This is a genomic window from Corynebacterium sp. HMSC058E07 (genome assembly GCF_001809885.1).
GTDB lineage: Bacteria > Actinomycetota > Actinomycetes > Mycobacteriales > Mycobacteriaceae > Corynebacterium > Corynebacterium macclintockiae.
Genome location: NZ_KV799275.1, coordinates 145,294 through 165,753, shown reverse-complemented (window position 1 = coordinate 165,753; position 20,460 = coordinate 145,294). Strand labels below are relative to the sequence as shown.

Below are 20,460 nucleotides of genomic sequence, written 5' to 3'. Positions count from 1 at the left end.
AGGCGCACGATGGCCACAATCCCCACAAAGGCACAGACAAACACCAAGACGAGCGACAAAGGGACTTCCACCATGACTTCCGATTACCCGGCCACCGGCGAGCTGGCCAGCCACCCCACCGGCGCCGCTAATGCAGTTCTGCTGCGTGGCGTGCTGATCTACGGCGAGGGCGACAAGCAGGACGTGCTGGTGCAGGACGGCGTGATTGCAGAGATCGGCAGCGACCTGTCGGCCAAGGCACCGGAAGGAGCAGAGGTGCTGGATCTGGACGGCCAGGTGCTGCTGCCGGGCCTGGTGGATATGCACGTACACCTGCGCGAACCGGGGCGGGAGGATACCGAGACCATCGCCACCGGATCCGCCGCGGCCGCCCAGGGTGGGTTCACGGCGGTGTTCACCATGGCGAACACCGCACCGGTCACCGACAACCCCGCTATTGCCGAGATGGTTTGGTACAAGGGTCAGAACACGAACCTGTGCGATGTGCACCCGGTCGGTTCTATCTCCAAGGGTTTGGAGGGCAAAGAGCTCACGGAGTTCGGCATGATGGCCGATTCCGATGCGAGGGTGCGCATGTTCTCAGACGACGGCAAGTGCGTCGACGATCCGCGCCTCATGCGCCGCGCAATCGAATACTCCAAGGGTATGGACGTACTGCTGGCCCAGCACTGCGAGGAGCCACGCCTGACGATCGGCTCCGTAGCACACGAGGGCGAGACCGCCGCTCGCCTCGGTCTGGGTGGCTGGCCGCGCGTCGCCGAGGAATCCATCGTCGCCCGAGACGCGATCATGGCCCGCGACTACGGCGGCCGCCTGCACATCTGCCACGCCTCTACAGAGGGCACCGTTGACCTGCTGCGCTGGGCAAAGGCACAGGATATTCCGCTGACTGCGGAGGTCACCCCGCACCACCTGCTGCTCACAGACGAAAGGCTGGAAACCTACGACGGCGTGAACCGCGTGAACCCGCCGCTGCGCGAACAGCGCGATGTGGAGGCGCTGCGCGCCGCCCTGATCGACGGCACGGTCGACTGCGTGGCCACCGACCACGCTCCGCACGGTTCCGAGGACAAGTGCTGCGAGTTCGACCAGGCGCGCCCCGGCATGCTGGGGATCGAGACTTCGCTGGCGCTGATCGCCAAGATCTTCGTCATCGACGGCGATCAGGACTGGCGCTTCGTGGCCAAGGTAATGTCCGAGCGTCCCGCCGAGATCACCAAGCTGCCCGGTCATGGCCGCCCGATCGCGGTCGGGGAGCCTGCGAACCTGTGTGCCGTGGATGTGAACCAGTCCTGGGTGGCTCGCGGCCAAGACATGGCTTCCAAGGCCAACAACACCCCATATGAGGGCATGGAAATGCCGGTCAAGGTCAGCACCACGCTGTTGCGCGGCAAGGTGACCTGTAGGAACGGCTCATCAGTGTAGAAAGAACCCACGAGTGGGCGTCACTAAGAAGAACCGAACACAACAGTCCAACAGTTAAGGAAAGAGACACAATGAGCTACACCCCAGCAGCACTGGTTCTGGCCGATGGGAAGATCTTCCGCGGCAGGGCATTCGGCGCGACGGGTCGCACCCTCGGCGAGGCCGTGTTCACGACGGCCATGACCGGCTACCAGGAGACCATGACGGACCCCTCGTACCACCGCCAGATTGTCGTGGCGACCGCCCCACACATCGGCAACACGGGCTGGAACGACGAGGATTCCGAATCCCGCGGCGACAACATCTGGGTGGCCGGGCTGGTTATCCGCGACCTGTCCCGCTCCGTGAGCAACTGGCGGGCCAAGCGCAGCCTGCCGGAGGAGATGATTGCCCAGGACATCATCGGCATCCAGGGTGTGGATACCCGCGCGATTGTCCGCCACCTGCGCGACAAGGGCTCGGTTGCTGCAGGCATCTTTAGTGGTGACGCCCTAAGTTCCGACGACGACATGATCAGCCAGGTTCAGGCTCAACCGTCGATGGCCGGCGCGGACCTGTCTGGCGACGTCAGCACCGACGAGCTTTACATTGTGGAAGCAGACGGCGAGCGCAAGCACACCATCATCGCCTACGACATGGGCATCAAGACCAACACCCCTCGCGAGTTCGCCAAGCGCGGCGTGCGCAGCGTGGTGGTTCCGTCGACCACCAGCTTCGAAGAGGTACAGCAGCTGATGGGGGAGTACGACGCGACCGGCGTGTTCATCTCCAACGGCCCGGGCGACCCCGCGACGGCCGACGCGACGGTGGACGAGTTGAAGAAGATCCTGGGAGCCAAGATCCCGTTCTTCGGCATCTGCTTCGGCAACCAGCTGCTGGGGCGTGCGCTGGGGATGGAAACCTACAAGCTCAAGTTCGGCCACCGCGGCACCAACGTACCGGTGCTGGATCACCAGACCGGCAAGATCGACATCACGGCGCAGAACCACGGCTTCGCCCTGAAAGGCAAGCCACTGGAGAAGTTCGATACCCCGTTCGGCGAAGCGCAGGTGACCCACACTTGCCTCAACGACGATGTGGTCGAGGGCGTGGCCCTGGTAGACGGCAGCGCGTTCTCCGTCCAATACCACCCGGAATCCGCAGCTGGTCCGCACGACGCGAACCCACTGTTCGATAAGTTCCTGGAGAACTTGGAAAAGAACAGCTAGCAGCCAACAGCCAACACAGATCTTTAACGAAGAAGATTCAGCAACAGGGATAGTAGGGAAAACACCAATGCCACGTCGCGAAGACATTAACCACGTACTCGTCATCGGCTCCGGCCCGATCGTTATCGGCCAGGCCTGTGAGTTCGATTACTCCGGCACCCAGGCCTGCCGCGTGTTGAAGGAAGAGGGGCTGCGCGTCACCCTGATCAACTCGAACCCGGCGACGATCATGACCGACCCGGAGTTCGCCGATCACACCTACATTGAGCCGATCTCCCCGAAGTACATCGAGAAGATCTTCCAGGAAGAGCAGGAGGCCGGCCACAAGGTCGACGCTGTCCTGGCGACCCTCGGTGGCCAGACCGCACTGAACGCCGCGATCCAGCTGGATCGCCTGGGCATTCTGGATAAGTACGGCGTTGAGCTGATCGGCGCAGACATCGAAGCGATTGAGCGCGGCGAGGATCGCCAGAAGTTCAAGGACATCGTTGCGAAGATCGGCGGCGATTCCGCCCGTTCGCGCGTGTGCCACAACATGGAGGAGGTCCACGAGACCGTTGCAGAGCTGGGCCTGCCGGTCGTCGTTCGCCCATCGTTCACCATGGGTGGCCTGGGATCGGGTCTGGCCTTTAACGAAAAGGATCTGGAGCGCATCGCCGGTGGTGGTCTGGCGGCGTCGCCCGAGGCCAACGTGTTGATCGAGGAGTCCATCCTCGGCTGGAAGGAGTTCGAGCTGGAGCTCATGCGCGACGGCAAGGACAACGTAGTGGTCGTCTGCTCCATCGAAAACGTGGACGCCCTCGGCGTGCACACCGGCGACTCCATGACCGTTGCCCCCAGCATGACGCTGACCGACCGCGAGTTCCAGGTGATGCGCGACCAGGGCATCGCCATCTTGCGTGAGGTCGGCGTGGACACCGGCGGCTGCAACATCCAGTTCGCCGTGAACCCGAAGGACGGGCGCATCATCACCATTGAGATGAACCCGCGCGTGTCCCGTTCTTCCGCACTGGCTTCCAAGGCCACCGGCTTCCCGATCGCAAAGCTGGCCGCGAAGCTGGCCATCGGTTACACCCTGGACGAGGTTCGCAACGACATCACCGAGGTCACCCCGGCTGCCTTCGAGCCGACCCTCGACTACGTTATCGTCAAGGCTCCGCGCTTCGCCTTTGAGAAGTTCCCCGGCGCCGACGACACCCTGACCACCACTATGAAGTCCGTGGGCGAGGCCATGGCCATCGGCCGCAACTACATCACCGGCCTGAACAAGGTCATGCGTTCCCTGGAGACCAAGCAGGCGGGCTTCTGGACAATCCCGGACGAGGCTTTCGCCGGCGAGCGTGCCACCGACAAGCAGGCCGTCCTGGAGGATCTGAAGCGCCCGACCGAGGGGCGCATGTACGACGTCGAGCTCGCTCTGCGCCTGGGCGCCACCGTCGAGGAGGTCTACGCTGCCTCCGGCATCGACCCCTGGTTCCTGCACGAACTCGCCGGTCTGGTCGAGTTCCGCCAGCGCCTTATCGACGCCCCAGTCTTGGACGTCGACCTTCTCCGCGAAGCGAAGTACATGGGTCTGTCGGATAAGCAGATTGCAGCACTGCGCCCGGAGCTGGCAGGGGAGGACGGCGTTCGCGCCCTCCGTTGGGCACAGGGCATCCGCCCGGTGTTCAAGACCGTCGATACCTGCGCCGCCGAGTTCGAGGCGAAGACCCCCTACCACTACAGCTCCTATGAGCTGGACCCGGCCGCCGAGTCCGAGGTTGCACCGCAGCCGGACAAGAAGAAGGTTCTTATCCTGGGCTCCGGCCCGAACCGCATCGGCCAGGGCATCGAGTTCGACTACTCCTGTGTGCATGCAGCCCTGGAACTGTCCCGTGTGGGCTACGAGACCGTGATGATCAACTGCAACCCAGAGACGGTCTCCACCGACTACGACACGGCCGACCGCCTGTACTTCGAGCCGCTGACCTTCGAGGACGTCATGGAGGTTTACCACGCCGAGGCCGAGTCCGGCGAGATCGCTGGCGTAATCGTGCAGCTGGGTGGCCAGACGCCACTGGGTTTGGCACAGCGCCTGGCAGACGCTGGCGTGCCGGTCGTGGGTACCTCCCCGGAGGCCATCAACCTGGCCGAAGACCGTGGCGAGTTCGGCAAGGTTCTGGAAAAGGCTGCCCTGCCTGCGCCGGAGTTCGGCACCGCCACCAGCGTTGAGGAGGCCCACGATGTGGCAGCCCGCATTGGCTTCCCGGTACTGGTTCGCCCTTCCTACGTTCTGGGTGGTCGAGGTATGGAAATCGTTTACGACGACGAAAGCCTGACCGACTACATCCAGCGCGCGACCGAGATCACCGACGACCACCCGGTATTGGTTGACCGCTTCCTGGATTCCGCCATCGAGATCGACGTCGACGCGCTGTGCGATGGCGAGAGCGTGTACCTGGCGGGCGTGATGGAGCACATCGAGGAGGCCGGCATCCACTCCGGTGACTCCGCTTGTGCCATCCCGCCGATGACGCTGGGCTCCGAGGACATCGAGAAGGTGCGCAAGGCAACGGCAGCACTGGCCCACGGTATTGGTGTAAAGGGTCTGATGAACGTCCAGTTCGCTCTGAAGGACGACATCCTGTACGTCATCGAGGCCAACCCCCGCGCCTCCCGTACCGTTCCCTTCGTATCCAAGGCCACGGGCGTGCAGCTGTCCAAGGCAGCGGCCCGGATCATGCTGGGCACGAAGATCTCCGACCTGATCGAGGAAGGCGTGCTGCCGCACGACCGCGACGGTGGATCCCTGCCGCAGGGCCACCCGATCGCCGTGAAGGAAGCCGTGATGCCTTTTAACCGCTTCCGCAGCCCGGAGGGCCACGTGCTGGATTCCCTGCTGAGCCCAGAGATGAAGTCCACCGGCGAGGTCATGGGCCTGGACGACGACTTCGGTACCGCCTTCGCCAAGTCCCAGGAGGCCACCGGCGACCTGCCGACCGAGGGCACCGTCTTTGTCTCTGTGGCGAACCGCGACAAGCGGACCTTGATCCTGCCGATCCAGCGACTGTACTCCCTGGGCTTCAAGATCCTGGCCACCCAAGGCACCGCAGCCATGCTGCGTCGCAACGGCGTGGAGTGTGAGGTTGTGGCGAAGATCTCCGACGAGCGTCGCGCTGCCGCTGACAACACCCCGCTGGTCGATACCGATGGCAACCCGCTGCGCACCGTTGGCGATTGGATCAAGGACGGCGACGTTGACCTGATTCTGAACACGCCAGCCGGCTCCGCCGGGGCGCGTCACGATGGCTACGACATCCGCTCTGCCGCCGTCAACATGGGCGTGCCGTGCGTCACCACAGTTCAGGGCGCCGTTGCCGCGGTGCAGGGCATCGAGGCGCTGCAGGGCGCAGAGCCCACCGTGCGCCCGATCCAGGAGGTTGATCACTCGTGACCGCAAGTTCGGGCGAGCGTCTGACCTTCGGCGAGCGTTTCCTCGAGCGTGCCGAGAACTTCGGCCAACTCTGCGTGGGAATGGATCCGCACCTCAGCATCCTGGAGGCCTGGGGCCTGCCAGCGAATGTCGAGGGCGTGGAGGCCTTCAGCAAGATCTGTGTGGAGGCCTTTGCGGACGTCGCCTGTGTAGTCAAGCCCCAGGTGGCTTTCTATGAGCAGTTCGGTTCTGCAGGTCTTGCTGTACTGGAGCAGTCTATCGCGGAGCTGCGTCGCGCTGGCGTGTTAGTGGTAGCCGACGCGAAACGCGGCGACATTGGCTCCACCATGGCGGGTTACGCTCGCGCGTGGCTGGATCCGGACTCGCCGCTAAGCAGTGACGCTGTGACGGTCTCCCCGTGGCTGGGCTTCGATTCCCTGCGTCCAGTCATCGAACTGGGTGAACAGCACGGCAAGGGAGTGATCGTGCTGGCGGCAACCTCCAACCCGGAGGCCGTTGAGCTGCAGCGTTCTCTGTTCCATGGCTCGGAGGCAAACCTGGCACAGCACATCGTCGACCGGGTGGCGGAGGAAAACTCTGTTCACGGCGAGGCCGGCAACCTCGGAGTGGTCGTTGGTGCCACGCTAGCCCAACCGCCCCGCCTGGATAGGGTAGGCGGAATGGTGCTGATGCCGGGCGTCGGTGCGCAGGGCGGCACCATGGAGGATGTGCGGCGTATCGCTGGAGGAAAGCAGACAGCGCGCCTGGTATCGCCCAATGTTTCCCGTGGGGTACTCAAGGCAGGGCCAGACGTCGCCGCCCTCCGCGCGGCGGTAGTTGAGCACGCCGCTACCTTGCGCCTCTAGAGGCCATAAGCTGGGTCTTTTGCTGGTTTATCAGCCTAGAGGTGATACACTGATGGGCGTTGTTTCGAGCCTGCCGTTGCGGCGCCCTGTCTGCGCTTATCGCAGTCCACGAGGTCGTGTACAGTAGTCAGGAACATAGGCTCGGTGTGTCAGGTTGGCATATTAGACCGAGACAATTTAATATCCAGCGGTGCTTGGCGTACCCTTTCGGACCCACAGCATGCTGGTTTTTGACCAGATAATTTTCATTTTTTTACGAGCATTACATACGGAGGCACCCGTGGCACTTCCCCAGTTGACCGATGAGCAGCGAGCAGAAGCGCTGAAGAAGGCAGCAGAGGCACGCAAGGCACGCGCAGAACTGCGCGAGAAGCTGAAGCGTGGCGGCACCGACCTGAAGCAGGTCCTGAAGGACGCTGAGACCGACGAGACCCTGGGCAAGATGAAGGTCTCTGCTCTGCTGGTTTCCCTGCCGAAGGTTGGCAAGGTTAAGGCCAAGGAGATCATGGAGCAGCTGGAGATCGCAGAGACCCGTCGTATCCGCGGCCTGGGTGACCGTCAGCGTCGCGCTCTGCTGGAGCACTTCGGCTTCGAGGCATAGCTTTGAGCCAGGACCTGAATAGCGGACGGATCGTCGTACTTGCAGGTCCGTCGGCGGTGGGGAAGTCCACCGTCGTGCGTCGGCTACGCAGTGATGTTCCCGATCTGTTCTTCAGTGTGTCTATGACGACTCGCGATCCCCGGCCAGGGGAGGTAGACGGTGAGGACTACATCTACGTCACCCGTGAGCAGTTCGAACAGAACATCGCCGCAGGCAAAATGCTGGAATGGGCGGAAATTCACGGCGGACTGCAGCTCTCTGGCACGCCCCGTCAGCCCATCGAGGACGCTCTAGCGGAATCCCGCCCCGTACTGGTCGAGGTTGACCTGGAGGGCGCCCGCAACGTTAAAAAGCTGCTGCCGGAGGTGCAGACGGTTTTCCTGGCGCCACCATCCTGGGAGGCGCTGGTGGAACGACTGACTGGCCGTGGCACGGAAACCGAGGAAGTTATCCAGCGCCGTCTGCAGACAGCAAAGGTGGAGATGGCTTCGCAGTCGGAGTTCGACCACGTGGTGGTCAACGACGACGTGAACCAGGCCGTCGCCGCCATCAGTAGCTTCCTTAAGCCAGAGAACTAACCCGCATAATCAAACAACCCACCAAAGAAGGTGCATACCGTGGAAAATCAGGACGTGAATGCGAACGAGACCGTATTCGATCCTCCTGTGGGCATCACCAATCCACCCATCGACGAGCTGCTGACGAAGGTCTCCTCTAAGTACGCCTTGGTCATCTTCGCAGCTAAGCGTGCTCGCCAGATCAACGACTACTTCCAGACTGTCGATGAGGGCGTGTTCGAGTTCGTTGGTCCCCTGGTTACTCCGGACGTTCACGAGAAGCCCCTGTCTATCGCCCTGCGCGAGATCAATCGGGATCTGTTGGAACACACCGAGGGTTAAACCAGCTAGGCTGAGTCGTTGTGAACGTTGCATCAGCTGAAGAAAGCACACAGCCGCTCCGCGTCGTTATCGGCGTAGGGGGCGGCATTGCTGCATATAAGGCCGCTCACCTGGTCCGCTACTTCACCGAGCAGGGCCACCAGGTGCGCGTTATTCCCACTCGCTCGGCGCTGAACTTCGTCGGTGCTGCGACCTTTGAGGCTCTATCGGGTCAACCTGTCGCCACCGAGGTTTTTGACGCCGTCGACGAGGTCCAGCACGTACGCCTCGGCCAAGAGGCAGACTTGATCGTCGTAGCGCCCGCCACTGCTGACCTCATGGCGCGTATCGCGCACGGGCGTGCGGATGACCTGCTTACCGCTAGCTGTCTAGTCGCCACATGTCCGGTGGTGCTCGCGCCAGCTATGCACACTGAGATGTGGGAGAATCCCGCCACCGTAGATAACGTCGCCACGTTGCGTCGGCACGGGATCACCGTCCTGGAACCCGCCCATGGCCGCCTGACCGGAACGGATAGCGGTCCAGGAAGGCTGCCAGAGCCAGAGCAGATCGGCCAGTTGGCGCTCACCGTGTTGGGAGATCGTACTGCGTTCAGCCGCGACCTGGAGGGCAAGCGGGTGGTCATCAGCGCCGGTGGCACCCACGAGCCGTTGGATCCGGTGCGTTATCTGGGCAATGCGTCCAGCGGACGCCAGGGCTACGCGCTGGCGGAGGTGGCAGCGCAGCGCGGCGCTCGCGTCACCCTTGTCGCAGGGGTGACGGAGAACCTGCCCACCCCCTGCGGGGCGGAGGTCGTGCGGGTGAAGACCGCCCGCCAAATGCAAGCCGCGGTCATGGAACACGCGCGCAGCGCAGATGTAGTTGTCATGGCCGCCGCGGTGGCCGACTATCGCCCTGCAGAGGTCGCCGAGTCGAAGATGAAGAAGGGTTCCGACGCGGACCTGACGACAGTTCATCTGACCGAGAACCCAGACATCCTTGCCGGCGTGGTGGAGGCCCGTAGCCGGGGAGACGTGGCGTCCACAACAAAGATCGTGGGTTTTGCCGCGGAGACAGGCGATGCGGATAGCACACCGCTGGATTTTGCCCGCAAGAAACTTGAGAAGAAGGGCTGTGACCTGCTCATGTGCAACGCGGTGGGCGAGGGCAAGGTATTCGGGCAACCCGATAGCGCGGGGTGGATCTTGCGCCCGGGCGGCGAGGTGATCGAGGTTCCCCAGGGGCCCAAGACGAGGGTCGCTGCCGCCATCTGGAAGGCCGTGTGCGAGACTAACTAGACCGGCTACGTGACAAATACAGACAGCTTGGTCTAGTATGTGTCCATTAACTAAAAACGGCAACCGCCGTCAAGACCACACAAAAGGAAAAATCCACGTGTCTTTGCGCCTATTTAGCAGCGAATCCGTCACCGAAGGGCACCCCGACAAGATCTGCGACGCGATCTCCGACAAGATCCTCGACGCACTTCTAGCCAAAGACCCCGAGGCGCGCGTGGCGGTAGAGACCGTCGTCACCACCGGCCTGGTGCACGTCGTCGGCGAGATCCGCACCACCACCTACGTGGAGATCCCCGCGCTGGTGCGCAAGACGCTGCTGGAGATCGGCTTCAACAGCTCCGACATGGGCTTCGACGGCTCCACCTGTGGTGTCAGCGTGGCCATCGGCGAGCAGTCGCAGGAAATCGCTCAGGGCGTGGATACCGCTCTGGAGCACCGCTCCCACGATGCGGAGGGCGGCGCCGAGCTGGACGAGATCGACCGCCTGGGCGCCGGCGACCAAGGCCTGATGTTCGGGTACGCTACCAACGAGACCCCGGAGTACATGCCGCTGCCCATCGCCCTGGCTCACCGCCTGTCGCGGCGCCTCACCGAGGTGCGCAAGAAGGGAATCGTTCCCCACCTGCGCCCCGATGGCAAGACCCAGGTGACCTTCGCCTATGACGCGGAAGGCACCCCGGTGCGCCTGGATACCGTCGTCGTCTCCACCCAGCACGACGGCGGCATCGAGCAAGAGTGGCTGCACGAGCAGATCCGCACCCATGTTGTGCAGTACGTTCTGGACGAGGCGGGACTCAGCGGCAACCTGGCCGACACCGACTACACGCTGCTGGTCAACCCCTCCGGTTCCTTTGTGCTGGGCGGTCCGATGGGGGACGCGGGCCTGACCGGACGCAAGATCATCGTCGACACCTACGGCGGCATGGCTCGCCACGGCGGTGGTGCATTCTCCGGCAAGGATCCGAGCAAGGTCGACCGCTCCGCCGCCTACGCCATGCGCTGGGTAGCCAAGAACATCGTCGCCGCGGGCCTGGCCGACCGCGCCGAGGTGCAGGTCGCTTACGCCATCGGCCGTGCCACCCCGGTTGGCCTGTACGTCGAAACCTTCGGCACGGAAAAGGCCCCGGTGGAGGACATCCAGGCCGCCGTGCTCGAAGTATTCGACCTACGCCCCGCCGCGATCCTGCAGGAACTCGACCTGAAGCGCCCGATCTACGCCCAGACCAGCGCCTACGGCCACTTTGGCCGTACCGACCTGGATCTGCCGTGGGAGCGCACCGATCGGGTAGAGGCACTGCAGAAGGCCATCGAAGCGAAATAACGCCCGCCGGGGAAAGGGGTATAAAGGCACTGTGGAACAGCCCGTCGCTCGCGTCTTGCCGCTGCTGGGCGTGCCGCACCTCGACCGGCTCTTCGACTACGCCGTCCCCGAGGACATGGACGCCCACGCCCAGCCGGGTGTGCGCGTCCGCGTTCGTTTTTCCGGCCGACTGGTCGATGCCTTCCTCATCGAACGCCGTCGACGCAGTGATCATCCCGGTCAGCTGCGCCCGCTAGAACGCGTGATCAGCCCTATCCGCGTGCTGCCGAAACCACTGTGGGAGCTCGTCAATACTCTGGCCGATCGCTACGCCGGGGTGCGCTCCGACATTCTGCGTTCGGTTGTGCCTTCGCGCCACGCCTCGGCCGAAGCCTCCGGGCTATTCGCGGACGGTGCGGCTTGGGAGGATCTGGGTGCCAAGCTGCAGTCCGTCGAAGAGGCCGCCACGCAGTCCTACGCGGCAGCCGAGACCGCCCTTGCGCCCTATACGCACGGAACGGCGTTTCTATCCGCGCTCGTCGCGGGAAAGCCTGCTCGTTCTTGCCTGTTGACGCCCCCAGGCAGCGACATCCCCACGCTCATCGCGGCCGTGGCAGCCGCCGTGGCCTGGAATACGGACGGAAGTGTGCTGGTGGTGGCACCCAACCAGCGCCTGGTAGATCGCCTGGTAGCAGGCCTGAAAGAGCATATGAACCCGGCACAGGTGCTGGAGATGACGGCGTCCATAGGCCCGAACGCCCGATACCGCCGCTACCTTTCGGTGCTGGCCGGGCAGGCGCGCGTGGTGGTGGGCACGCGCTCGGCGGCGCTGCTGCCAATGGTGAAACCACGGCTGATGGTGCTGGTGGGGGAATCCGACGACAACCTGGTGGATCCGCGCGCGCCGTATATCCATGCGCGGGAGGCCCTGGCGCTGCACGCCGAACACTCCGGCGCGGGACTGCTGATTGCCGGGGTGCATCGCTCGGCAGAGGTGCAGCAGTGGGTGGATAGGAAGCTGGTGTACCCGCTGGCGCCGCTGCCGGAGGTACTGCGGGAGGCCATGCCGTGGATCCGCGGGCTGGGGGAGACCGACGGGGCAACCGAGAGGGAGCTGCATGCCCCGGGCGCGCGGATTCCCTCCATGGCCTTCGAGGCGATCCGCGAGTGCATGGAGCGCAACGTGCCCGCACTGGTGCAGGTTCCCCGGCGGGGATACGCCCCGGCGTTGAGCTGTGCGAAGTGCCGTACCCCGGCGAGGTGCCGGCACTGCAACGGCCCCCTGGAGCTGCCTACGAGTGCCGAGGCCGCGCCGCCGAGGTGCCGGTGGTGTGGGCAGACCGCAGGGCTATTTACATGCTCCAGCTGCGGTAACCATAGCGTGCGCCTGGCGGTGGTTGGCCACGACAGGACAGTGGAGGAGCTGGGGCGAGCATTCCCCGGCATCCCGATCATCGCCAGCGGCGGCAAGAACGTGGTCGATCAGGTGAGGCTGCGCAAGAGCATAGTCGTTGCCACCCCCGGCGCCGAGCCGACGGTGGACGGCGGACTGTACGGTTCGGCGGTTCTGGTGGATCCGTGGATCCTTCTTGGAAGGCAGGATCTGCGGGCGGCGGAAACTGCGCTACGCCATTGGATGGAGGCGGCCGCGCTGGTGGCTCCGCGCACCGAAGGCGGAAAGGTCATCTTCGCCGGGGCTGCGAACCTGCCCACGGCCCAGCAGCTCATTCGGTGGGATCCGGTGGGTTCCGCCCGAGCGGAGTTGGCCCACCGCGCCGAAGCGGCCTTCCCTCCAGCCTATAGTGTGGCCGCGATCGACGGCACCGTCGCCTCCATCGAGAACCTGGAGGCCGGATGGGAGCTGCCGGAAGGTGCCGAGACTCTGGGTCCAGTGGAATTGCCCCAGGGAGTGCGGCTGCCCGCAGGCATCGATAGCCACGATCCCCAAGCCCGACAGTCCGCCCGGCGCCTGCTGGTGCGGGTACCGGCCGAGCATCAAGCAGAACTGGGGCAGGCGCTGCGCCGGGCACAGTCCGTGCGCACGATTCACCGCAGCGGTCGCGGACCCCAGCCGGACGCGTTACGCGTTGTCATGGATCCCGTGCGTATCGGTTAGGGTGGATAACCATGACCGTGCTAAACATGCGCTACTTCGGGGATCCGGTACTTAAGACCGTTGCAGATCCTATGAAACAAGAACAGATCCAGGACGCGAGCACCCGACGGCTCGTGGAAGACATGCTGGAAACCATGGATCACTACGGCGGGGTGGGACTGGCCGCCAACCAGATTGGCATCACCCGCCGTATTTTCGTCTACGACTGTGACGGGGATCGTGGGCACATCATCAACCCCACCTGGGAGGCCGTGGGGGAGGAAACAGAAACCGGTGGCGAAGGCTGCCTTTCCATCCCGGACGTCCACGGGGATGTCACCCGCGCACTGCGCGTGCGCCTGCGCGGCACCACCGTGGATGGGGAAGAAGTCGACCGCGAGGTCACTGACCTGATGGCTCGCTGCGTGCAGCACGAAACGGATCACCTGGACGGTGTGCTTTTCATTGAGCACCTGTCCACCGAACAGCGCCGAGAGGCAATGCGCCAGATCCGCGAATCGGAGTGGTTCAAGCAGTGAAAATCGTCTTCGCCGGAACCCCGGAACCCGCTGCCGTAGCCCTCGAGCACCTCATCGCCGACGAGCGCCTCGAGGTGGTCGCGGTGATCACTCAGCCGGATGCCAAGCGTGGCCGCGGCCGCACCCTGCACCCGTCCAAGGTCGCGGAAGTCGCGGAGAAGGCCGCCATCCCGACGTACAAATGGCCCAGCCTGAAGGGCGGAACTGAATCCGGCGATGAGGCTAGGGCAGTGCTGTCCGAACTGGCGGCGGACGGGGTGCGCGCCTGCGCCGTCGTCGCCTACGGCAACCTGATCCCCGCCGACATCCTGGACGTTTTTGCACACGGCTGGGTCAACCTTCACTATTCACTGCTGCCACGTTGGCGCGGTGCCGCCCCGGTACAGGCCGCCCTGGCAGCGGGCGACGAGACCACTGGCGCTTCCATCTTCCGCATCGAGCAAGGCCTGGATACGGGCCCGGTCGCGGCACAGCTCACCCAGCCCATCGCCGTGGAGGATACCGCCGACGACCTGCTGGCTAGCCTGACGTATTCCGGCCGCGAGCTGCTGGCCGATACCCTCGTCGCCATGGAGGCGGGCACGGTCGAACTGACCCCGCAGGACGAGGCAGAAGCCACCCACGCGCCGAAAATCCACTCTGCCGACGCGCAGATCGATTGGTCCCAGCCCGCCGAGGTCATCCAGCGGGTTGCCCGCGCGCACACCCCAGCTCCGGGCGCGTGGACCCTCTTGGACGGCCAGCGCTTCAAGATCGGCATGCTGTTGCCAGCCGACCCGAACGAGGTCACTGGATTGGGCGCTGGGGAAATGTGGGCGTCAACAAAAAAGGTATTCGTCGGCACCGGGACCGACGCGCTAGAGATCACCCGCATCCAACCTCCGGGCAAGAAGATGATGGAGGCCGCGGCGTGGGCACGTGGCCAACAAGAGCTGCTGGCCGGGAAGCCCGTGTTTAGCGCGCGGCAAGAGACCGCACGGGAAAGCAACTAGGGAAAGTACGCAAGGATCATGGCAGGTTTTAGGTCTCGTTCCGAGTCGGCGCGCAGCGGCAACACACAGAAGGACAAGCCATCGCGCGCTACGGGCTACCAGCAACGTCGCCCCGTGCATAAGCAGCGCAAGAGCCGCTCCCAGGGATCGGGCGACAAGGTCCGGGACGTCGTCTTTGGGGTCCTGCGAGCGGTGACCGTCGACGATGCTTTCGGCAATCTTGCGCTGCCGAAGGCGCTGCGGGAAGCCGGAATCAAGGGTCGTGACGCCGCATTTGCGACCGAGCTGACCTATGGCACGCTGCGGGCACGTGGACTGCTGGACGCGATCATCGCGGACGCGGCCGGGCGCGAGGTTCAGAAGATCGACTCGGTCGCTCTGGATGCTCTGCGCCTGGGCGCCTACCAGATCCTGCGCACGCGCGTGGAGAACCACGCCGCGGTGAATACCTCGGTGGAGCTGGTGAAGGCCTTTGGCGCGGGCCAGGCCTCTGGATTTGTCAACGGCGTGCTGCGCGCGCTGACGCGCAAGAAGCCAGAGCAGTGGGTCGAGCGCGTGGCTCCAGGGGATTCCCTGGGCGCGCTGGCCCTACGCAACGCGCACCCGGAATGGATCGCGGAGGTGTTCGCGGACGCGCTGGGCGTGGACCCGACGACGGACTCCGGTCGTGTGGAGCTGGAGCGTGCCCTGGCCGCCGACGATGCGCGCCCAATCGTGCACCTGGCCGCCCGCCCAGGACAGATCAGCGGCGAAGAGCTAGCACTGATCACCGGCGGCACGGAGGGCAAGTACTCTCCCTACGCCGTCTACCTGGACGACGGAGCACCTGGGGAAATCGCTCCGGTTCGCGAAGGCATGGCCAGCGTGCAAGACGAAGGCTCCCAGCTGATCGGCCTTGCCACCACCCGCGTGCCCGTGTCCGCTGACCTGCCTGCTCGCTGGCTGGACTTATGCGCAGGCCCGGGCGGAAAGACCGCCTTTATCGCATCGGTCGCCCTGTCGGAGCAGGCTAAGGTCGACGCGATCGAGATCGCCGAGCACCGCGCCAAGCTCATCCAGCAGACCGTCCGCGACCTGCCTGTTAACGTGCACGTGGGCGACGGACGCAAGCTGGAAGCCATCCGCGAACTCGACGCCCCCAAGCAGGGCTTCGCACGCGTCCTTGTCGATGCGCCCTGTTCCGGTTTAGGCGCCCTCCGCCGCCGCCCCGAAGCCCGGTGGAACAAGGACCCCAAGGACATCGCCCCGCTGGTTACCCTGCAGCGCGAACTGCTGACCTCCGCCCTGGCTGCAACCGCGCCCGGCGGCGTGGTGATCTACTCCACCTGCTCGCCACATCCGCAGGAGACTAGCGAGGTTGTCCGCTCCATCGCCGCCCGCACGGGTGCGGAGATCCTGGACGTCACCGAGTTTCTGCCCGAACTGGCCGATACCAACACCGACCGCACAGCGCCTTTCGTGCAGCTGTGGCCCCATATCCACGGCACGGACGCCATGTTCTTCGCCGCTCTGCGACCTGCCGCCAACTAACTTCACCAGAAAACTCTTCATAGAAAGGCCACAGACTATGTCCAATCCCCGCACCCCGCTGATCGCCCCGTCTATCCTTGCCGCCGACTTCGCCAACCTGGCCAGCGATGTCGCCCGCGTGCCCAACGCGGACTGGCTGCACATCGACGTGATGGACAACCATTTCGTCCCCAACCTCTCCTTCGGTCTGCCTGTGGCGAAGTCCCTGCTGCCGCACACGGATAAGCACCTGGACGTGCACCTGATGATCGAGAACCCGGAGAAGTGGGCAGAAGACTACGCCGACGATTTCCAGTCCGTGACCTTCCACCTGGAGGCAGTTGCAGATGTGGGTGCGGCGATCGCGCTGGCCGATAAGCTGCGTGGCCACGGGACGATGGCAGGCATTTCTATCAAGCCCAACACCCCGGTGGAGCCGTTGCTGGATCACCTGGATAAGTTCGACCTCGTGCTGGTCATGAGTGTGGAGCCCGGGTTTGGTGGCCAGAAGTTCATGCCTGAGGTCCTGGACAAGGTCCGCGCCCTGCGCAGCCGCATCGATGCCGACGGCCTGGAAACCCTCATCGAGATTGACGGCGGCATTGGGGCAGAGACCGCAGCCGAGTCCGCCGCCGCGGGCGTGGACGTTTTCGTTGCCGGTTCCAGCGTGTTCGGCAAGGACGACCCCGCCGCTGCGGTGGAGGCTATTCGCGCCAGCGCGTCGTAGCCCGATGGATCTTTCGCTTTTTCATGACGCCCACCGCCTCGGCTGGCAGGCGGCCCAGCTAGCCAGCCCGAATCCGCCGGTCGGAGCCGTCATTGAGGATCCCGCCGGGGCAGTGGTCGGCCGCGGCTACACGCAGCGCCCCGGCGGGGCGCACGCCGAGGTGATGGCACTGCAGCAGGCCGGGGATCGCGCACGCGGTGGGCGCGCGATCGTCACCCTGGAACCCTGCAATCACACCGGCCGCACCGGACCGTGCGCCGAGGCCCTCATCCGCGCCGGCATCCGGAGGGTGGACTTCCTCTTCGCCGACCCGAACCCCGTGGCCGAGGGCGGGGCGGCCACGCTCCGGGCGGCTGGCGTGGAGGTCATCGGCCCCTACTTACCGCACCCCACCGGCCGCAGCGTGCAGCTGCCTGCGTGGACAGAGATGTACAGCGTGGAACCGTGGCTGATTTCCATGGCCGAGCAGCGCCCGCACGTCGCGTTAAAGATCGCCTCGACCGTCGACGGACGAGTGGCGGCGGTGGACAAGACCAGCCAGTGGATCACCGGAGAGGAAGCGCGGATTGCCGCGCACCGGGATAGGACCCGCCGTGATGCGATCTTGGTCGGCACCGGAACGATCGCCGCCGATAATCCGCGGCTCACCGCCCGCGACGGAAACGGGGAACCCTTCGCCGAGGAGCTGCAGCCCCTGCGGGTCGTCATGGGTATCAGCGAGGTCCCCGCCGATGCGCGGGTGTTCTCCGCCCCCGGCGAGGGGCTGCATCTGCAGACCCGCGATGTACACGAGGTACTGGACGAGTTGTGGAAGCGGGACGTGCGGACGCTGCTGGTCGAAGGTGGCTCCCGGGTGGCAGCGGCCTTTGTTGGCGCCGGCGTGGTGGACGAGGTGCAGTACTACGCGGCCCCTGCGGTGTTGGGAGCGGGGGTGGCGTCCATAAGAAACAGCGACGACAGCTTGGGCCAAACTATCGGCGACATTCGGCGCTTCGTACCGCGTGAGCTGGAGGTTTTCGGTCCTGATGTGCGCTGGGCGATGACGGCACCGCAGCGCACCCCCTAAAGCTTGAGTTAACCCACAGTGGGCTAATGTGTATGTAATCACATACATAAAAGCTAAGGAGCGCGCATGTTCACCGGAATCATTGAAGAGGTCGGGCGCATCGCTGCGATCGAGGTGGCAGGGGACTCGCTGCGGATGCGCTTCACAGCACCGGCAGTACTGGGGGACGCCAAGCGCGGCGATTCCATCGCCATCAACGGCGTGTGCCTCACCGTCGCGGAGCTGAGCGGGGGAGACAACCCAACGGAGTTCACCGCCGACGTTATGCAGGTGACGCTCGACTACAGCGCGCTGGGAAAGGTCCGCGCAGGCGACCGCGTGAACGTGGAACGCGCCATGGCCAGCGGTCAGCGCTTCGGCGGCCACATCGTGCAAGGACATGTCGACGGCACGGCCGAACTCATAGAACGCCGCCCCTCGGAGCACTGGGAGGTATTCCGCTTCCAGCTCAACGATCCGCAGCTTGCACGCTACGTGGCCAAGAAGGGTTCGGTGGCTATCAACGGAACGTCGCTAACGGTCGCGGAGGTCGCAGACACCACAGATCGTGCAGGTGAATCGGGTTCCGGCAACTGGTTCGAGGTCTCCCTCATTCCAACGACCCTGGCCGATACTATGCTGGGCGACCTGCACCCGGGATCTCAAGTGAACGTGGAGTGCGACGTACTGGCGAAGTACGTCGAAAGGCTCGCCCAGTTCGGCGAGCAGAATTAAAGCGAGAGGCTAAGCACCGATGAGCACAAGCGATACACACAACATCCAGCTGGACTCCGTCGAGCGCGCCATCTCCGACATCGCCGCCGGCAAGGCGGTGGTTGTGGTCGACGACGAGAACCGCGAAAACGAAGGCGACCTGATCTTTGCTGCAGAGAAGGCAACCCCGGAACTGATGGCCTTCATGGTGCGCCACAGCTCCGGGTACGTGTGCGTGGGCATGGATAGCGCCGACTGCGACCGACTGGGGCTGCCGCCCATGGTCGCCCGCAACGAGGACGTCCGCGGTACCGCCTACACCGTTACGGTCGACGCCGCCGAGGGCGTGGATACCGGCATCAGCGCCACCGACCGCGCCCGTACGGTGCGCTTGCTGGCCGATCCTTCCTCTACCGCCGCAACCTTCAACCGCCCCGGCCACGTGGTTCCTCTGCGTGCCAAGCGCGGGGGAGTACTGGTGCGCCAAGGCCACACCGAGGCCGCCGTAGATCTAGCCCGCGCGGCCAACCTGGCGCCCGCCGGCGCGTTGTGCGAGATCGTCTCCGAGGAAGACCCGACGGCCATGGCCCGCCTGCCGGAGCTGCGCCGCTTCGCGGACAAACACGACCTGGCACTGATCAGCATCGAACAGCTGATGCATTGGCGCCGCCACCACACCCAGACCCTGGAACGCGCGGTGGAGACCCGACTGCCGACCGTCCACGGAGATTTCCGCGCGATCGGCTACGTCAACATCATCGACGGCACGGAGCACGTCGCGCTGGTCAAGGGCGATGTCTCTGTCGCTGAGGCCGGTGATACCCCGGTTCCGGTGCGCGTGCACTCGGAGTGCCTCACCGGTGACGTGTTCGGATCCCGCCGCTGTGACTGCGGCGATCAGCTGTCCGCGGCCCTGGACTACATCGAGGCCAAGGAGCGAGGCGTGCTGATCTACCTGCGAGGGCACGAGGGTCGCGGCATTGGCCTGCTGCCGAAGCTACGCGCCTATGTGCTGCAGGACGAAGGCCTGGATACGGTGGACGCCAACCTCGAACAAGGCCTGCCCGTGGACGCCCGCGAATACAGCGCCGCTGCACAGATCCTCAAGGATCTGCAGGTGAAATCCGTCGCACTGATCTCGAACAACCCGGATAAGATCCACGACCTGGCCAGCCACGGGGTGGACGTCACCAAGCGCATCCCCGTGGAGCTCAACGCCAACGAGGACAACGTGGTCTACCTGCGCACCAAGCGCGACCGAATGGGCCACCAGCTGGATTCCCTGGACTAACCCAAACACCCCGACCGATCCCGTACCCCCTGGAAGAAGGAGCCGCACCCCCATGGCAAACACCGGAGTAGCTGATGTCGAACTCAAGGCAGGCTCGGCCGCAGGCTTGAGCGTAGCGGTGATCAGCGCATCTTGGAACGCGGACATCACCGACGCTCTGCACGCCCGCTCTATCGAGACGGCCAAGCAGGCCGGCGCCCAGGTAGCGCAGTGGCGGGTCGCCGGAGCCCTGGAGCTGCCGGTCGCTGTCGCCGCGGCATGTAAACGTTTTGACGCCGTCGTGGCGAACGGCTGTGTGATCCAGGGCGAAACCGAGCATTTCCGCGTGGTCTGCGATGCCGTGACCTACGGGCTGACACGCGCGGGAATGGATTCGGGCACGCCCGTCGGCAACGGCGTGTTGACGGTCGACAACCACGCCCAGGCTGTGGACCGTGCCGGCGGCGTCAATGCCAAAGAAGATAAGGGGCACGATGCGGCGGTCGCGGCGATCCACACTGCACTCGTGCTACGACAGATCGAGCGGGGCGTTTAGGGCTGCCCCGTGTCAACAGAGTAGG

The 20,460-nt window shown here is 64.6% G+C and carries 18 protein-coding genes; all 18 read left to right on the top strand.

Annotation, left to right across the window (positions count from 1 at the left end):
- Positions 1-72: 72 nt before the first annotated feature.
- Positions 73-1,425 carry a dihydroorotase gene (locus tag HMPREF2678_RS06165; protein ID WP_070551748.1) on the top strand — a complete coding sequence of 451 codons (1,353 nt, stop codon included), beginning with the start codon at positions 73-75 and terminating at the stop codon, positions 1,423-1,425.
- A 71-nt stretch (positions 1,426-1,496) separates the two neighbouring features.
- On the top strand, positions 1,497-2,633 hold the full coding sequence (carA, locus tag HMPREF2678_RS06160; RefSeq protein WP_034981984.1) for a glutamine-hydrolyzing carbamoyl-phosphate synthase small subunit: 1,137 nt from the start codon (positions 1,497-1,499) through the stop codon (positions 2,631-2,633).
- Positions 2,634-2,700: 67 nt separating this feature from the next.
- Positions 2,701-6,066 carry a carbamoyl-phosphate synthase large subunit gene (gene carB / locus HMPREF2678_RS06155; protein ID WP_035001845.1) on the top strand — a complete coding sequence of 1,122 codons (3,366 nt, stop codon included), beginning with the start codon at positions 2,701-2,703 and terminating at the stop codon, positions 6,064-6,066.
- Positions 6,067-6,086: 20 nt separating this feature from the next.
- A complete protein-coding gene (pyrF, locus tag HMPREF2678_RS06150) occupies positions 6,087-6,911 on the top strand; it encodes an orotidine-5'-phosphate decarboxylase (RefSeq protein ID WP_051873930.1) in 825 nt (274 codons plus the stop codon).
- 280 nt (positions 6,912-7,191) lie between these two features.
- Positions 7,192-7,512 carry an integration host factor, actinobacterial type gene (gene mihF, locus HMPREF2678_RS06145; protein ID WP_034968069.1) on the top strand — a complete coding sequence of 107 codons (321 nt, stop codon included), beginning with the start codon at positions 7,192-7,194 and terminating at the stop codon, positions 7,510-7,512.
- A gap of 2 nt (positions 7,513-7,514) precedes the next feature.
- Positions 7,515-8,090: a guanylate kinase gene (gene gmk / locus HMPREF2678_RS06140; RefSeq protein WP_034994024.1), complete on the top strand. Its 576-nt coding sequence runs from the start codon at positions 7,515-7,517 to the stop codon at positions 8,088-8,090.
- 39 nt (positions 8,091-8,129) lie between these two features.
- Positions 8,130-8,411, top strand: a complete 282-nt coding sequence (rpoZ, locus tag HMPREF2678_RS06135) for a DNA-directed RNA polymerase subunit omega (protein ID WP_034968060.1) — start codon at positions 8,130-8,132, stop codon at positions 8,409-8,411.
- Between the two features lie 20 nt (positions 8,412-8,431).
- Complete coding sequence (gene coaBC / locus HMPREF2678_RS06130) at positions 8,432-9,688, top strand: bifunctional phosphopantothenoylcysteine decarboxylase/phosphopantothenate--cysteine ligase CoaBC (RefSeq protein WP_034994022.1); 1,257 nt, start codon at positions 8,432-8,434, stop codon at positions 9,686-9,688.
- Between the two features lie 97 nt (positions 9,689-9,785).
- Entirely contained in the window at positions 9,786-11,009 is a 1,224-nt protein-coding gene (gene metK, locus HMPREF2678_RS06125) for a methionine adenosyltransferase (protein WP_070551393.1), read from the top strand.
- A 31-nt stretch (positions 11,010-11,040) separates the two neighbouring features.
- Positions 11,041-13,104: a primosomal protein N' gene (locus HMPREF2678_RS06120; protein WP_070551391.1), complete on the top strand. Its 2,064-nt coding sequence runs from the start codon at positions 11,041-11,043 to the stop codon at positions 13,102-13,104.
- Positions 13,105-13,115: 11 nt separating this feature from the next.
- Positions 13,116-13,622 (top strand): peptide deformylase, encoded by a 507-nt coding sequence (def, locus tag HMPREF2678_RS06115; RefSeq protein WP_034981977.1) that lies wholly within the window; start codon positions 13,116-13,118, stop codon positions 13,620-13,622.
- The gene (fmt, locus tag HMPREF2678_RS06110) at positions 13,619-14,614 is read left to right on the top strand and encodes a methionyl-tRNA formyltransferase (protein ID WP_070551389.1); all 996 of its coding nucleotides are present in this window, start codon (positions 13,619-13,621) and stop codon (positions 14,612-14,614) included. Before def ends, fmt begins: the two co-directional genes overlap by 4 nt.
- Positions 14,615-14,632: 18 nt before the next feature.
- Positions 14,633-16,144 carry an RsmB/NOP family class I SAM-dependent RNA methyltransferase gene (locus HMPREF2678_RS06105; protein ID WP_070551387.1) on the top strand — a complete coding sequence of 504 codons (1,512 nt, stop codon included), beginning with the start codon at positions 14,633-14,635 and terminating at the stop codon, positions 16,142-16,144.
- A 37-nt stretch (positions 16,145-16,181) separates the two neighbouring features.
- Positions 16,182-16,850 carry a ribulose-phosphate 3-epimerase gene (gene rpe / locus HMPREF2678_RS06100; RefSeq protein WP_070551385.1) on the top strand — a complete coding sequence of 223 codons (669 nt, stop codon included), beginning with the start codon at positions 16,182-16,184 and terminating at the stop codon, positions 16,848-16,850.
- Positions 16,851-16,854: 4 nt separating this feature from the next.
- Complete coding sequence (gene ribD / locus HMPREF2678_RS06095; protein WP_043012122.1) at positions 16,855-17,916, top strand: bifunctional diaminohydroxyphosphoribosylaminopyrimidine deaminase/5-amino-6-(5-phosphoribosylamino)uracil reductase RibD; 1,062 nt, start codon at positions 16,855-16,857, stop codon at positions 17,914-17,916.
- A 66-nt stretch (positions 17,917-17,982) separates the two neighbouring features.
- Positions 17,983-18,630 carry a riboflavin synthase gene (locus HMPREF2678_RS06090; protein WP_070551383.1) on the top strand — a complete coding sequence of 216 codons (648 nt, stop codon included), beginning with the start codon at positions 17,983-17,985 and terminating at the stop codon, positions 18,628-18,630.
- A gap of 19 nt (positions 18,631-18,649) precedes the next feature.
- Positions 18,650-19,900, top strand: coding sequence for a bifunctional 3,4-dihydroxy-2-butanone-4-phosphate synthase/GTP cyclohydrolase II (locus tag HMPREF2678_RS06085; protein WP_034976494.1), 1,251 nt, complete (start codon positions 18,650-18,652; stop codon positions 19,898-19,900).
- Positions 19,901-19,952: 52 nt separating this feature from the next.
- Complete coding sequence (ribH, locus tag HMPREF2678_RS06080; RefSeq protein ID WP_034968014.1) at positions 19,953-20,435, top strand: 6,7-dimethyl-8-ribityllumazine synthase; 483 nt, start codon at positions 19,953-19,955, stop codon at positions 20,433-20,435.
- The last annotated feature ends 25 nt before the right edge of the window (positions 20,436-20,460 follow it).

What these genes read in the sequence shown, in the direction of transcription:
- HMPREF2678_RS06105 (WP_070551387.1), top strand. Translation starts at nt 14,633, where the DNA reads ATGGCAGGTTTTAGGTCTCGTTCCGAGTCGGCGCGCAGCGGCAACACA.
- HMPREF2678_RS06085 (WP_034976494.1), top strand. Translation starts at nt 18,650, where the DNA reads ATGAGCACAAGCGATACACACAACATCCAGCTGGACTCCGTCGAGCGC.
- carB (WP_035001845.1), top strand. Translation starts at nt 2,701, where the DNA reads ATGCCACGTCGCGAAGACATTAACCACGTACTCGTCATCGGCTCCGGC.
- HMPREF2678_RS06165 (WP_070551748.1), top strand. Translation starts at nt 73, where the DNA reads ATGACTTCCGATTACCCGGCCACCGGCGAGCTGGCCAGCCACCCCACC.
- rpe (WP_070551385.1), top strand. Translation starts at nt 16,182, where the DNA reads ATGTCCAATCCCCGCACCCCGCTGATCGCCCCGTCTATCCTTGCCGCC.
- HMPREF2678_RS06090 (WP_070551383.1), top strand. Translation starts at nt 17,983, where the DNA reads ATGTTCACCGGAATCATTGAAGAGGTCGGGCGCATCGCTGCGATCGAG.
- carA (WP_034981984.1), top strand. Translation starts at nt 1,497, where the DNA reads ATGAGCTACACCCCAGCAGCACTGGTTCTGGCCGATGGGAAGATCTTC.
- def (WP_034981977.1), top strand. Translation starts at nt 13,116, where the DNA reads ATGACCGTGCTAAACATGCGCTACTTCGGGGATCCGGTACTTAAGACC.
- ribD (WP_043012122.1), top strand. Translation starts at nt 16,855, where the DNA reads ATGGATCTTTCGCTTTTTCATGACGCCCACCGCCTCGGCTGGCAGGCG.
- ribH (WP_034968014.1), top strand. Translation starts at nt 19,953, where the DNA reads ATGGCAAACACCGGAGTAGCTGATGTCGAACTCAAGGCAGGCTCGGCC.